We start from the raw sequence: 13,661 nt of genomic DNA on the forward strand, positions 1-13,661 counted from the left end.
GCTCGCCCGGCAGGGCAGCATGGTGCTCTACCAGGGCAAGGTCGACTTCAGCTACAAGGGCGCCGGTTTCGCCGGCCGGATCGTCGGCAACGCCACCGGCCAGGAGATGCAGCTGATGCGCTGCACCGGCCAGGGACAGGTGTTCTTCGCCGAGAGCGCCGGCCATCTGCACCCGGTCGAGCTCCAGGGCGACGCGATCTGCGTCTCCGCCGAGAACGTCCTCGCCTTCGACGAGAGCCTGCAGTACGAGGTCCGCCGCATCGAGGGACACGGCATCCCCGGAGGCGCCCTGTTCACCATGCAGTTCCAGGGCACCGGGACGATCGTCGTCAAGACGCACGGCACGCCCGTCGTGCTGCCCGTCACGCCGACGACGTTCGTCGACTCCAACGCCGTCGTCGCCTGGTCGGCGGCCGCCCAGGTCATCGTCTCCAGCCAGGTGCGCATGCGCCGCAACGCCTACCCCGGACACACCGGCGAGGGCGTCAACCTCCAGTTCCGGGCCGCACCCGGCAACTTCGTCGTCGTCCAGCCCTACGAGGTCTAAGGGGAGCCCGTCATGAACCAGCCGCTCGCGGGCTACGCCCCCGCACCCGTCACCGCCCGCATGGAGAACCACGGCAGCCACATGCTGAAGGTCGCCATGCAGACCGGAAACGACCTCCTCGCGCGCGTGGGGTCGATGGTCGCCTACGAGGGCTTCGTCCAGTACGAGCCCAACCCGCCCGCCGTGCGCCAGATCGCCCGCGACTGGATCACCGGCGAGGGCGCCCCGCTGATGAAGTGCTCCGGCGACGGCCTGCTCTACCTCGCCGACTACGGGGCCAACGTCGTCGTCATCAACCTCGGCGGCGACGCGATCTCCGTCAACGCCACCAACCTGCTGGCCTTCGACGCGAACCTCCAGTGGGGCGTCGAGCGGGTCAAGGGCCTGGCCAAGTTCGCCGGGCAGGGCCTGTGGAACACGAAGATCTCGGGGCAGGGCTGGGTGGCGCTCACCTCCCGGGGCGAGCCGATCGTCGTCGACTGCGGCGGCGGCGAGGACGAGACCTACGTCGACCCCGACGCGCTCGTCGCCTGGTCGCCGAACCTGAAGGTGAAGGGCAAGCGCAGCTTCAAGGCGCAGTCCCTGATCGGCCGGGGCAGCGGCGAGGCCTACCAGATGGCGTTCTCCGGCACGGGCATCGTCGTCGTCCAGCCCAGTGAGGACAGCACCGACCGCCTCCGGTTCCGGGGCTGAGGGGGAGTCAGTACATCATGCAGAGCCCGCTTTTCGCCTTCAACGACGCCCAGACCCAGGAGCGCTGGAGCCTGCAGAACAAGCAGATGCTGCGCGTCACCCTGGAGGGCCACGACGACATCCTCGCCCGCAAGGGCACGATGGTGGCCTACCAGGGCCTGATGGAGTTCGACGCCGAGTACCAGAGCCACGGCCAGTCCCGCGCGCGTGCCTACACGGGCGAGGGCCTGGATCTGATGCGCTGCCACGGGCAGGGCACGGTCTACCTCGCCAACCTCGGCCAGTACGTGCACATCATGGACGTGGAGCAGGACGGCCTGACCGTCGACAGCGCCTACGTGCTGGCGATGGACTCCTCGCTGCACCACGAGGTCATCGCCGTCGACAGCATGTACGGCATCTCCGGCTCCGGGAAGTACCAGCTCAACATCAGCGGTCGCGGAAAGGTCGCCCTGATGACCTCGGGCGCCCCGCTGCTGATGCAGGTCACGCCCGACAAGTACGTCAACTGCGACGCCGACGCCATCGTCGCCTGGTCCACCGGTCTGCGGGTGCAGATGCAGGCCCAGACGCATTCCTCGGGAGTGTGGCGGCGGCGCGGCAACACGGGCGAGGGCTGGGAGCTCAGCTTCATGGGCAGCGGTTACGCGCTCGTCCAGCCCAGCGAGCTGCTGCCGCCGCAGAACGCCGTGATCGGGCAGGGCCTGGCCGCGCAGTTCGGCATGGGCCAGCAGGGAGCGCGCGGGCAGAACCAGGGCAACGTCTGGAGCTGAGCACGGGGTAAGGGGTGACCGGCAGGACGGTCACCCCTTACACGCACCCTTCGTGCACGGCCGCGTTCAAAGCCTGGCCCGCGTGGCCTCCAGCAGCCGTACGACGGAGTCGTCCGCTACGCCGGCGACCTCGTCGTAGGCGAACCAGCGCAGGTCCAGGGACTCGTCGCTGATCTCGTGGACCGCGCCGGGCGGGGCGAGCACCGCGTACTGCACGTCGAGGTGCCAGTGGCACGGCGGCGGGATCGGATGCCGGTCCAGCCGCACCGGCCCGCCGGACAGCAGCGTGAGCCCCGCGATGCCGGACTCCTCCGTGGCCTCCCGCAGCGCGGCCGCCGCGACGGTGGCGTCGTCCGGCTCGCAGTGGCCGCCCATCTGCAGCCACATCCGCAGCTTGCGGTGCAGCGTCAGCAGCACCCGGCCCCGCTCGGGGTCGATCACCAGGGCGCTCGCGGTGAGGTGCCCGGCGTGGCAGGCCTTCCACATGCCGTCCGGGTGCGCCGTCAGGTGGTCCAGATAGGCCTGACGCAGCTCGCCCTGGTCCTCGTACCCCTTCAGTACGAGGACCGCGTCGTCGTGGAGGCTCACTCGGCGCCGTCGCCCTTGTCGTCGTCCTCGCGGTCGCCGTCCTGCGCCGGGTCCTTCTTGTGCAGGTCGGGCTTGCCGGCGCCGCCGGCCGCCTCGCCGAGCATCCTGTCCAGCTCGGAGAAGTCCAGCTGCTCGCGGTGCACGAAGCCGTCCGGGTCGTCCAGGTCGGCCGCCGTCGGCAGCATGTCCGGGTGGGCCCACAGACCGTCGCGGCCCTCGATCCCGCGCGCGTCGGTGAGCGAGGCCCACAGCCGGGAGGCGTCGCGCAGCCGGCGCGGGCGCAGCTCGAGGCCGATCAGCGTGGCGAAGGTCTGCTCGGCCGGGCCGCCGGAGGCGCGGCGCCGGCGCAGCGTCTCGCGCAGCGCGTCCGCGGACGACAGGCGCGGCTTGGCGGCCGCGTGCACCACCGCGTCCACCCAGCCCTCCACGAGCGCCAGAGCGGTCTCCAGACGGGCCAGGGCGGCCTTCTGCTCCGGGGTGTCCTCCGGCTGGAACATGCCCTGCTGGAGGGCGTCCTGCAGCTGCTCCGGGTTCTGCGGGTCGAACTGGCCGACCACGTCCTCCAGCTTGGCGGTGTCGACCTTGATCCCGCGCGCGTACCCGTCGACCGCGCCGAACAGGTGGGAGCGCAGCCACGGCACGTGCGCGAAGAGGCGCTGGTGGGCGGCCTCGCGCAGCGCGAGGTACAGCCGCACCTCCTCCTGGGGCACGCCCAGGTCCTTGCCGAACGCCTCGATGTTCACCGGCAGCAGCGCGGCCCGGCCGGCCGGGCCGAGCGGCAGGCCGATGTCGGTGGAGCCGACGACCTCGCCGGCCAGCACGCCCACGGCCTGCCCGATCTGGGTGCCGAACATGGCGCCGCCCATCGAGCGCATCATGCCGATCAGGGGGCCGGCCATGGCCTGCATCTCCTCGGGCAGCACGTCGCCCATGGCGGTGCCGACGCGCTCGGCGACCGGGTCGACGAGCTCCTGCCAGGCCGGCAGGGTCGCCTCGACCCACTCCGCGCGGGACCACGCCACCGCGGAGGCGGCGCCGGACGGCAGCGACGTCACATCGTCGAGCCACAGGTCGGCCAGGCGGACGGCCTCCTGGACCGCGGTGCGCTCGGCGGGACCGACGCTGGCGTCCTTGGTGCCGTCGGAGGTGCCCTGGGACACCGTCTGGCGGGCGATCTGCTTGGCCATGTCCCAGTTCACCGGGCCGCCCTCGTAGGAGAGCATCTGGCCCAGCTGCTGGAAGGCGGCGCCCAGGTCGGTGGGGTTCAGCGAACCGAACATGGCAGCGAGCGGATTGTCGGCGCCGGGCCCGCCAAGGCCTCCGGCTCCGGGCAGCCCGAAACCGAACGGGTTGGCCGGTCCCTGCCCACCACCGCTCTGCTGGTCCTTCTTCTTGCCCTCGTCGCCGTCGTCCGGCTCCTCCGGCGGAAGGCCGAATCCGAATGGGGTGTCACTCACGGGGTTCCTCGGCTGGTAAGGCCACCGGTTCTCTCCGGCGGCGCGGCTGCCCGACAACACCACCCAGCGTAGACACCGCGGGCGGTTCGGGCCTCGGTGCTTCGCCGACACGACGCCTGCGGCAGGATGGAGCCACCTGGTACGTACGCGTCATTCGCGCCCGTATGGAAGACAACCGCTGGAGACGCCCGGTGAGTTCCCCAGATCCACAGGTTCGCGCAGCGCGAAACCCTGGAAGCACCCCCGCCGTGCGCGGGCCCGTCGTCGCGGTCACCGGAGCCGCGAGCGGCGTCGGCGCCCTGCTCACCGCGCGGCTGGCCGCGTCCGGCGAGATCAAGCAGGTCATCGCCATCGACGAGCGGCGAGGGGAGTGCGCGGCGGCGCAGTGGCACATCCTCGACGTACGGGACCCGGCGATCGCCGAGAAGCTGCGCGGAGCGGACGTCGTCGTGCACCTGGCGCTCGACCTCGACCTGGAGACCGACCCTGCCGCCCGTACGGCGTACAACGTCCGGGGGACGCAGACCGTGCTGACGGCCGCGGCCGCGGCCGGGGTGCACCGGGTCGTGCTGTGCACCTCCGCGATGGTGTACGGGGCGCTGCCGGACAACGAGCTGCCGCTGTCGGAGGACGCGGAGCTGCGGGCGACCGCGGAGGCGACGGGCGTCGGCGACCTGCTGGAGATCGAGCGCCTCGCGCGCCGCGCTCCCCGCGCGCACCCCGGGCTCAATGTCACCGTGGTCCGCCCCGCCGTGCTGGTCGGCGGCACCGACACCGCACTGACCAGGTACTTCGAGTCGCCGCGGCTGCTCGTCGTGGCCGGGTCGCGGCCCGCGTGGCAGTTCTGCCACGTCGACGACCTGTGCGGGGCGCTGGAGTACGCCGTGCTGGAGAAGGTCGACGGGGAGTTGGCCGTCGGGTGCGACGGCTGGCTGGAGCAGGAGGAGGTCGAGGAGCTCAGCGGGATCCGGCGCATGGAGCTGCCGTCGGCGGTCGCGCTGGGCGCGGCGGCACGGCTGCACCGCATCGGGCTCACGCCGTCGCCCGCGGGCGACCTGGCCTACACGATGTACCCCTGGGTGGTCAGCGGCAGCCGGCTGCACGACGCCGGATGGCGTCCGAAGTGGACCAACGAGGAGGTCCTGGCCGAGCTCCTGGAAGAGGTCTCCGGGCGTCACACCGTGGCCGGCCGCCGCCTCGGGCGCAAGGACGCCACGGCTGCGGGAGCGGCCGGCGCGACGGTCGCCCTCCTGGGCGCCGCGGCGGTCGTACGGCGGGCCCGCAAGGCCCGTCGCCGTATCTGAGCCGGGCCGTCGCAGGACAGGCATTCGTAGGACACGACCAAGGCCACGCGCGCGTGCCGGACGATGGGGGCATTTCCCGTGGTCGCGCGCGTGCGGCACGATTGAGCCATGGCACCCACCACTGACCACCCCGGCGAGCGCGCCGCCGACGACCCCATCAAGCTGATCGGCATCAGGGAGACGGCGCTCTCCCTGGACGAGGTCTTCCGGGCCGTCGGGGACGACGCGGCCGGCGGGACAGCGCTCTTCGTGGGCACCGTGCGCAACCACGACGGGGGCGCCGACGTCGACGAGCTCGGCTACTCCTGCCATCCCACGGCGGAGGCCGAGATGCGGCGGATCGCCGAGAAGGTCGCCGCCGAGTACCCGGTGCGGGCGCTCGCGGCCGTGCACCGGGTCGGCGATCTGAAGGTCGGTGACCTCGCCGTCGTCGTCGGCGTGTCGTGCCCGCACCGGGGCGAGGCCTTCGAGGCCTGCCGCAAGCTGATCGACGACCTCAAGCACGAGGTGCCGATCTGGAAGCACCAGAAGTTCTCCGACGGCACCGAGGAGTGGGTCGGCGCCTGCTGAGCCGAACCCCTGTGCCGTACCTCCGGTTGCGTAACCGGCACCCTGCCGTGAGCGTTGTCAGTGCGGATGGTTAATCTGCTGATCAGTCAGTTGCGGTCGCTCAATTGGGGTTGGGAGGTCGGCATGGCGGCGCTCGCCTGGTTGCTGATTCCGTTGATGGCTGCGATAGGCGCCGGCCTGTGGGGGACCTGGGCCAACCGGACCCGCAAGGCGCGCTCCGACGGCCCCGAGCTGGACGGGTACGCCCGGTTCCGCGAGGCCATGGAGCGGTCCACCTCCGGCACCTGACCGGCCCTGACGGTGCGCTGACAGACCTGTCCCGTACTGTCGAGTCATGCCACGCCGCACCGCGACGATGCTCGCCTCCACCCTGATGCTGATCGCGCTCCTGTGCGCGGGAGTCTTCCTCCCCGTGCCGTACTCGGAGATGTCCCCGGGACCCACGGTCAACACCCTCGGTGAGCACGACGGCGAGCCGGTGCTGCAGATCTCCGGGCACAAGACCTACGCGACGGACGGCCACCTCAACATGACCACCGTCCGGGTCACCAGCGCCGACTACCGGATGAACCTGGTGGAGGCCGTCTACGGCTGGCTGGCGCACGACGACAGGGTCGTCCCGCACGACACGCTCTACCCGGACGGCAAGACGGAGGAGCAGTCCACTCAGGAGAACGCGGAGGAGTTCAGCCAGTCCCAGGAGAGCGCCAAGGTCGCGGCGCTGAAGGAACTCGGCGTCCCGGTCAGGTCCTGGGTGATCGTCGCCACCGTCGTCAAGGGCACCCCGGCCCAGGGCCGGCTGCACGCCGGAGACGTGATCAAGGCCGTCGACGGCACCGCGGTCAAGCAGCCCTCGGACGTCGCCAAGCTGGTCACCAAGCACAAGCCGGGACAGGACGTCGCCTTCACGATCGTGCCCGCCAAGGAGCAGGCGGCCGCCGAGAAGGCGAACAAGCAGGCGACGGCCACCAAGAAGGTCACCATCACCACCGCCGAGTCCGACGACACCGGCGCCAAGCGCGCCATCGTCGGTATCTCCGCCGGGACCGACCACACCTTCCCGTTCACCATCGACATCAAGCTCGCCGACGTCGGCGGGCCGAGCGCCGGCCTGATGTTCGCCCTCGGCATCTACGACAAGCTCACCCCGGGCAGCCTGACCGGCGGGAAGTTCGTCGCCGGCACCGGCACGATCGACGACCAGGGCAAGGTCGGCCCGATCGGCGGTGTCGAGATGAAGACGGTCGGCGCGCGCGACAAGGGCGCCCAGTACTTCCTGACGCCCGCGGACAACTGCGCGGCCGCCGCCAAGGACACCCCCTCCGGGCTGACTTTGGTCAAGGTCAACACCATCGGCGACGCCCTGAACGCCCTGAAGGACATCCGCACCGGCGACACCGCCGCCCTGCCGAAGTGCACCACCAAGGGCTGAGAGAGGACGACGGGCGGCGAGGAAGCGGGCCGGGGGCGCACTCGCAGCTGAGCGCGCCCCCGGCAGACCTCGCGCCGGAGCCGACGCTCGGCCCCCGGCCGGTCGGAGCCGGCGCTCGGTCCCCGGCCGGTCGCTCAGTCCTCGAAGGTGGCCGCCAGGGCCTCCGCAAGCCCCGGCACCAGGTCCGCGCCGGTGAGGACCTCCGTGGCGGAGTCCTTCTCGCGCAGGCGCAGGGCGGACTCACGGGCGCCGTCGCGCAGGACCGCGACCGTCATGCGCACCTCCTGGCGCTCGGGGTGCTCCGCCACCCACTTGGTGAGCTTCGTCTCGTCGAGCCCCTCGGGTACCTGCGCCTCGGCGGACGGGGGCAGCATCAGGCGCTCCACGGTCAGCGCGCACCCGGTCACCGCGTCCGGCCAGGCGATGGTGCCGAGGAACTCGTCGAGCGGCCGGCCGGCGGGAATCTCGTCCTGCTCGATCGGGGTGAGACCGGTGGTCTCCTGCTCGTCCGCCAGGCCGAGCTGGGCCGCGAGGGCGGGCTCCTGGGCCCGCAGCCGCGCGGTGTCTACGAGGGCGAAAAGGCGGGCGGGCTGGTCCCAGCCGAGGCCGGAGGCGTACTCGTCGATCTCGAGTACGGCCCGGGTGAGCGGGCTCGCTGCCATGGGAGTGTTGGACATGGTCACAATCCTGCCTCGTTCCTGGGCGGAATCGGGAACCGAGTAAACGGTGAGTAAGTTGCATAGGTGTGGGCCCTCGATCACGCGGGCCCACCGTACGGTCCAGGGACCACCGGGCCTGACGCAACGACAGCGAACCAACAGCGAACTTCGAGGTGCGCACCTTGGCTTTCCAGATGCCGGACCGCGGCGGAGGCCCCACGGGGCCGCGGATCAGAGTGGGCCGCCCGTCCCGGCGTGCCAGGACCCTGCTGATGACACTGGGCGTCCTCGCCGTCCTCGGCATGGCGTTCACGATGTTCGCCGGGTTCTGGACGGACTGGCTGTGGTACCGCTCGGTGCACTACTCGTCCGTGTTCACCACCACACTGTGGACCAGGATCGGGCTGTTCTTCGTCTTCGGCCTGCTGATGGCGGCCGCGGTCGGCTTCAACGTCTGGCTGGCGCACCGGATGCGGCCGCCGCTGAGCGCCATGTCCGTGGAGCAGCAGAGCCTGGACCGCTACCGCATGGGCATCGCGCCGTACAAGAAGTGGCTGCTGTGCGGGATCACCGCGGTGGTGGGCCTGATCGCGGGCGCCTCGGCCGCCGGCCAGTGGCGCACATGGCTGATGTGGGTCAACGGCGTGCCGTTCCACCAGAGCGACCCCCAGTTCCACCTGGACGTCTCCTTCTACGCCTTCGACCTGCCCTGGTACCGCTTCCTGCTGGGCTTCGGCTTCGCCGCGACGGTCCTGTCCCTGATCGCCGCCGCGCTCACCCACTACCTGTACGGCGGCCTGCGCGTCACCAGCCCAGGCGCGCGCGCCACGGCCGCCGCGACCGGCCACCTCTCGGTGCTGCTGGGCGTGTTCGTCGCGCTGAAGGCGGTCGCCTACTGGCTGGACCGGTACGGACTGGCGGTGAAGTCCAGCGACTTCCGGGCCACGGGCAACTGGACCGGTCTGCGGTACGTCGACGCCAACGCCTATCTGCCCGCCAAGACCATCCTGTTCTGCATCGCGGTCATCTGCGCGCTGCTGTTCTTCGCCACCCTGTGGCGGCGCACCTGGCAGCTGCCCGTGATCGGCTTCGGCCTGATGGTGCTCTCCGCGATCCTCATCGGCGGGCTCTACCCGGCGATCGTGCAGAAGTTCCAGGTCCAGCCCAACGAGCAGGCGAAGGAGGCGCCGTACGTCGCCAAGAACATCAAGGCGACGCGTGAGGCGTACGGCATCGACGACGCCAAGGTGACGGAGTACGCGGGCACCAGCTCGACCAAGGACAAGTCGACCCTGCGCGACGACGTCGACAGGACCGCGAGCATCCGCATCCTCGACCCCAACATCGTCTCGCCGACCTTCCAGCAACTCCAGCAGATCCGGAACTACTACACGTTCCCGAACAATCTGGACGTGGACCGCTACAGCAAGGACGGCAAGGTCCAGGACACGGTCATCGGTCTGCGCGAGCTGAACCTGGCCGGCATCCCGAAGAAGAACTGGATCAACAACCACTTCCGCTACACGCACGGTTACGGCGTCGTCGCGGCCAAGGGCACCGAGGCGGACAGCAACGGCCAGCCCGTGTTCACCGAGTCGGACCTGCCGTCCTCCGGCCAGCTCGGGACGTACCAGCAGCGGGTCTACTACGGCGAGAAGACCACCACGTACTCGATCGTCGGCGGTCCGCAGAAGGAGATCGACTACTCGGACAACAACGGCGAGAAGACCACCAGTTACCAGGCGAAGAGCGGCGTCAGCCTCTCCAGCCCGGTCAACCGGGCCGCGTACGCGGTGGCGTTCGGTGAGCCGCAGATCCTCTACTCGGGCGCGATCGGCGAGGGTTCGCGGATCCTCTACAACCGCACGCCCAAGGAGCGCGTCGAGGCCGTCGCCCCCTGGCTGACCATCGACGGCGACGCCTACCCGGCGGTGGTCAACGGCCACATCCAGTGGATCGTCGACGCCTACACGACGACCAACGGCTACCCGTACGCCTCCCGCACCACCCTCGGTGACACCACGGCCGACTCCCTGACCGCGGGCAACAACTCGCGTGCGGTGGTGGCCCAGCAGAACCAGGTCAACTACATCCGCAACTCGGTCAAGGCGACGGTCGACGCCTACACCGGCGAGGTCAGTCTGTACCAGTGGGACACCCAGGACCCGGTGCTCAAGACCTGGATGAAGGCCTTCCCCGGCACGGTGAAGCCCAAGGGGGACATCTCGCGGGACCTGATGGACCACCTGCGCTACCCGCAGGACCTGTTCAAGGTCCAGCGCGAACTGCTCACCCGCTACCACGTGCAGGACGCGCAGACCTTCCTCAGCGGCAGCGAGGTGTGGCAGGTGCCGGACGACCCGACCAACAAGTCGGGCAACGCGGTGCCGCCGTACTACCTGACCATGAAGATGCCCGACCAGGGGTCCCAGGCGTTCTCCCTGACGACGACGTTCACGCCCAACGGACGTGACAATCTGAGCGCGTTCATGGCGGTCGACTCCCAGGCGGGCACCCCCGACTACGGGCAGATCAGAATCCTGAAACTGCCGACGAGCACCACGGTCGGCGGCCCCAAACAGGTGCAGAGCCAGTTCAACTCCAACTCCCAGCAGAACATCGCCGAGTTCGTCCGGCTCATCAGAGGCGGCGACTCCGAGATCGAGTACGGCAACCTGCTGACCGTCCCGCTCGACGGCGGGCTGCTCTACGTCGAACCGGTCTACGTGCGCGGCGGGCAGCTCAAGTACCCCTTGCTGCGCAAGGTGCTGGTGACCTACGGCGGCGCCACCGCGTTCGAGGACACCCTCGACCAGGCCCTGGACAAGGTGTTCGGCACCTCGGGCGCCCAACCGCCACCCGAGACGGGCACCACCAACCCGCCGGCGTCGAACAACCCGACGGTCCAACAGGCCCTGAAGGACGCCCAGAAGGCCTTCGACGAGAGCCAGGCCGCCCTCAAGGGGCCCCAGATCGACTGGCAGGCGTACGGCAAGGCGCAGAAGGACCTCCAGGACGCGTTGAAGCGGGCCGAGGAGGCGCAGGCCAAGGCCTCCAAGTCCAGTGGCGGGAACGGGGGCGGCGGAGGCTGACCGTCAACCGGCCGCACCGCGGCCCAGGTCGCCCGGTCGCGTAGACCGAAGGCCCGGATCCCCTCGTGGATCCGGGCCTTCCTGGTGTGCGAACTCATGTGCCCGGGGCGGGCGACGGCCGTGCCGCCGTGGAGAGTTGGGCCGTCTGTGTTTGACTTGTCTCTCTGTGGGCATGTCGACAAAACGCTGAAGTGACCTCACTGGCTGCGGTATACCAGGTGTAACCGGGTTGCGGGTGGTGCGACGATGGACGTTATGGGGGACAAGGTAACTCTGTTCGAGACAGGGCGATTTGTGCAGGCTTCCGATCCCGAGGAGCCGTCCGGGCCGGAGGTGCTCGGTGGCGAGACCCGGGAGGAGGCCGGGACGGCCGCGGACGAGGTGGCCGAGGAGGCCCGCCGCCGGCTCGCGGCCGAGGCCGGTGACGTCGAGGCCATGAGCGTCCTCGGGGCCATGCTGCTGCGCCGCGGCGATCTCGACGGAGCCGAACCCCATCTGCGGGCCGCCACCGCGGCCGGCGACCGGGCCGCCGCCAACAACCTGGGCGTCCTCCTCCACCAGCGCGGATACGCCGAGGAGGCCGCCGGATGGTGGCGGATCGCCGCCGTCGCCGGGTCCGCCGCGGCCGCGCACGCGCTCGGCCGGCACCACCGCGAGCGCGGTGACGAGCCCGCGGCCGAGTACTGGCTGCGCCAGTCCGCCGAGCAGGGCCATGTGCTCGGCGCCTACGCGCTCGCCGATCTGCTGGAGCACCGCGCGGACGCCGGGGCCGAGCGCTGGATGCGGGTCGCCGCCGAGCGGGGCCACCGGGAGGCGGCGTACCGGCTGGCGCGGGCACTGGACCGGCGCGCCCCCCAGGACCACGACGGAGACAACGGTGCCGGCGGGGTCCAGGAGGCCGAGCAGTGGTACCGGCAGGCCGCCGCGCGCGGCCACCGCCGGGCCGCGCTCCACCTCGGCGCGATCCTGGAGAAGCGGGGCGAGCTCAAGGAGGCCGGCCGCTGGTACCTGACCTCGGCCAAGGACGGCGAGGCGCGGGCCGCCTGCGCGCTCGGGTTCCTGCTGCGCGACGCCGGCGACACCGAGAGCGCGGCCGTGTGGTGGCTGCGGGCCGCGCAGGACGGCGACGGCAACGCGGCCAACGCGCTGGGCGCGCTGCACGCCGAGCGTGGCGAGACGCAGACCGCCGAGCGCTGGTACCGAGCCGCGATGGACGCCGGCGACGTCAACGGCGCCTACAACCTCGGGCTGCTCTGCGCCGAGCAGGGCCGCACCCCGCAGGCCGAGCAGTGGTACCGGCGCGCGGCCTACGCCGGGCACCGGGAGGCGGCGAACGCGCTGGCCATCCTGCTGCTGCAGGGCGGCGACACCACCGGCGCCGAGCCGTGGTTCTCCAAGGCCGCCGAGGCCGGAAGCGTGGACGCGGCCTTCAACCTGGGCATCCTCTACGCCGGGCGCGACCTGGAGACCGAGGCCCTGCGGTGGTACGAGCGTGCGGCGGCCGCCGGGCACACCGAGGCCGCGCTCCAGGTGGGCATCGCCCGGCTGCGGGCCGGGGACGAGCAGGAGGCCGAGCGGCACTTGCGGTGCGCGGCCGGCGGCGGCAGCGCGGAGGCCGCCTACCGGCTGGCGACCGTGCTGGACGCGCGCCGCCCGCCGCCGCCCGAGCACGAGCTCGGGGAGTCGGCGGTGCACGAGAAGACCGAGTGCGAGGAGTGGTACGAGCGGGCCGCCGACCAGGGGCACCGCCGCGCCCAGGTGCGCGTCGGCATGCTCGCCGCGGCCCGGGGCGACGTGGTGGAGGCGGCCCGCTGGTACCGCACGGCCGCCGAGGCCGGTTCGCGCAACGGCGCCTTCAACCTCGGGCTGCTGCTCGCCCGCGAGGGCAGCGAGCCCGAGGCCGCCGTGTGGTGGACCCGGGCCGCCGACGCCGGGCACGGGCGGGCGGCGCTGCGGCTGGCCCTCGTCTACGCGCGTCGGGGCGAACTCGCGGAGGGCCAGCGCTGGGCCGACCGCGCAGTGGCCCTCGGCCCCGCCGAGGTGGCCGAACGCGCCGCCCGCCTCCGGGACGCCCTCCGCGAGGAACTGTCGGCGTGACATGACCGGCGGGGTCCGCGGCCTCGACGCGCCCCAGCGCGCGCGGGTCCCCCGGCCGCTCACGCAGGGCCGAGCAGGGCAGCGCCGGGCCGCGCTGGGCTGGTCGCGCCGTGACGCTCGGCCGCGCCGGGGTCGCGGAGCGCGTGGCGCGCCCGCGGGTCGCCCTGCGGGAGCGGCCGCCGGCGTGATCGCGGACCCGCGGGACCGGTGGGATCGGCGAGCCGCGGGGCGAGCCTCCGGGCGCGCGGGTGGCGCGCGGGTTTCACGCGAGCGTGACCGGCGGGCTCGGTGCGTCGCCCGGTGCGCCGGCCTTCCGGCGGGGCGTGGGAAGGGATTTGCTTCTTTCGGTGTCGGTCACGTAGTGTTCTATTCACCGACGCGGGGTGGAGCAGCTCGGTAGCTCGCTGGGCTCATAACCCAGAGGTCGCAGGTTCAAATCCTGTCCCCGC

At 71.5% G+C, this 13,661-nt stretch carries 12 protein-coding genes and 1 tRNA gene; 10 read left to right on the forward strand and 3 right to left on the reverse strand.

The window, feature by feature from the left end:
* The 3 genes from IE249_RS37295 to IE249_RS14855 form a co-directional block, all read left to right on the forward strand.
* On the forward strand, nucleotides 1-547 hold a 547-nt coding region (locus IE249_RS37295), incomplete at its 5' end, for an AIM24 family protein (protein WP_229858501.1).
* Between the two features lie 12 nt (nucleotides 548-559).
* A complete protein-coding gene (locus IE249_RS14850; RefSeq protein WP_189705292.1) occupies nucleotides 560-1,240 on the forward strand; it encodes an AIM24 family protein in 681 nt (226 codons plus the stop codon).
* Between the two features lie 17 nt (nucleotides 1,241-1,257).
* On the forward strand, nucleotides 1,258-2,013 hold the full coding sequence (locus IE249_RS14855; protein WP_189705293.1) for an AIM24 family protein: 756 nt from the start codon (nucleotides 1,258-1,260) through the stop codon (nucleotides 2,011-2,013).
* 66 nt (nucleotides 2,014-2,079) lie between these two features.
* On the opposite strand, the gene IE249_RS14860 is transcribed toward IE249_RS14855, so the two are convergent.
* Together IE249_RS14860 and IE249_RS14865 are read right to left on the reverse strand one after the other, a co-directional pair.
* Nucleotides 2,080-2,601 (reverse strand): NUDIX hydrolase, encoded by a 522-nt coding sequence (locus tag IE249_RS14860; RefSeq protein ID WP_189705294.1) that lies wholly within the window; start codon nucleotides 2,599-2,601, stop codon nucleotides 2,080-2,082.
* Complete coding sequence (locus tag IE249_RS14865; protein ID WP_189705295.1) at nucleotides 2,598-4,058, reverse strand: zinc-dependent metalloprotease; 1,461 nt, start codon at nucleotides 4,056-4,058, stop codon at nucleotides 2,598-2,600. Before IE249_RS14865 ends, IE249_RS14860 begins: the two co-directional genes overlap by 4 nt.
* A 191-nt stretch (nucleotides 4,059-4,249) precedes the next feature.
* Between IE249_RS14865 and IE249_RS14870 the strand changes: the two genes are divergently transcribed.
* The 4 genes from IE249_RS14870 (at nucleotide 4,250) to IE249_RS14880 (ending at nucleotide 7,364) form a co-directional block, all read left to right on the forward strand.
* Nucleotides 4,250-5,362, forward strand: coding sequence for an SDR family oxidoreductase (locus IE249_RS14870; RefSeq protein WP_189705296.1), 1,113 nt, complete (start codon nucleotides 4,250-4,252; stop codon nucleotides 5,360-5,362).
* 108 nt (nucleotides 5,363-5,470) lie between these two features.
* Nucleotides 5,471-5,932, forward strand: coding sequence for a molybdenum cofactor biosynthesis protein MoaE (locus IE249_RS14875; RefSeq protein WP_189705297.1), 462 nt, complete (start codon nucleotides 5,471-5,473; stop codon nucleotides 5,930-5,932).
* A gap of 156 nt (nucleotides 5,933-6,088) precedes the next feature.
* Nucleotides 6,089-6,220 carry a hypothetical protein gene (locus IE249_RS39745; protein WP_268249699.1) on the forward strand — a complete coding sequence of 44 codons (132 nt, stop codon included), beginning with the start codon at nucleotides 6,089-6,091 and terminating at the stop codon, nucleotides 6,218-6,220.
* Between the two features lie 46 nt (nucleotides 6,221-6,266).
* Complete coding sequence (locus tag IE249_RS14880) at nucleotides 6,267-7,364, forward strand: YlbL family protein (protein ID WP_189705298.1); 1,098 nt, start codon at nucleotides 6,267-6,269, stop codon at nucleotides 7,362-7,364.
* A gap of 134 nt (nucleotides 7,365-7,498) precedes the next feature.
* Here the strand turns inward: IE249_RS14880 and IE249_RS14885 are convergent, their stop codons facing one another.
* Nucleotides 7,499-8,041 carry a PPA1309 family protein gene (locus IE249_RS14885; protein ID WP_189705299.1) on the reverse strand — a complete coding sequence of 181 codons (543 nt, stop codon included), beginning with the start codon at nucleotides 8,039-8,041 and terminating at the stop codon, nucleotides 7,499-7,501.
* Nucleotides 8,042-8,217: 176 nt separating this feature from the next.
* Between IE249_RS14885 and IE249_RS14890 the strand changes: the two genes are divergently transcribed.
* The 3 genes from IE249_RS14890 (at nucleotide 8,218) to IE249_RS14900 (ending at nucleotide 13,661) form a co-directional block, all read left to right on the forward strand.
* On the forward strand, nucleotides 8,218-11,115 hold the full coding sequence (locus IE249_RS14890; RefSeq protein ID WP_189705489.1) for a UPF0182 family membrane protein: 2,898 nt from the start codon (nucleotides 8,218-8,220) through the stop codon (nucleotides 11,113-11,115).
* Nucleotides 11,116-11,361: 246 nt separating this feature from the next.
* Nucleotides 11,362-13,212, forward strand: coding sequence for a tetratricopeptide repeat protein (locus IE249_RS14895; RefSeq protein ID WP_189705300.1), 1,851 nt, complete (start codon nucleotides 11,362-11,364; stop codon nucleotides 13,210-13,212).
* Between the two features lie 377 nt (nucleotides 13,213-13,589).
* Nucleotides 13,590-13,661: transfer RNA gene (locus IE249_RS14900), tRNA-Met, on the forward strand.

The organism is Streptomyces anandii JCM 4720, assembly GCF_014650655.1.
In the GTDB taxonomy this organism is placed as follows: Bacteria; Actinomycetota; Actinomycetes; order Streptomycetales; family Streptomycetaceae; genus Streptomyces; species Streptomyces anandii.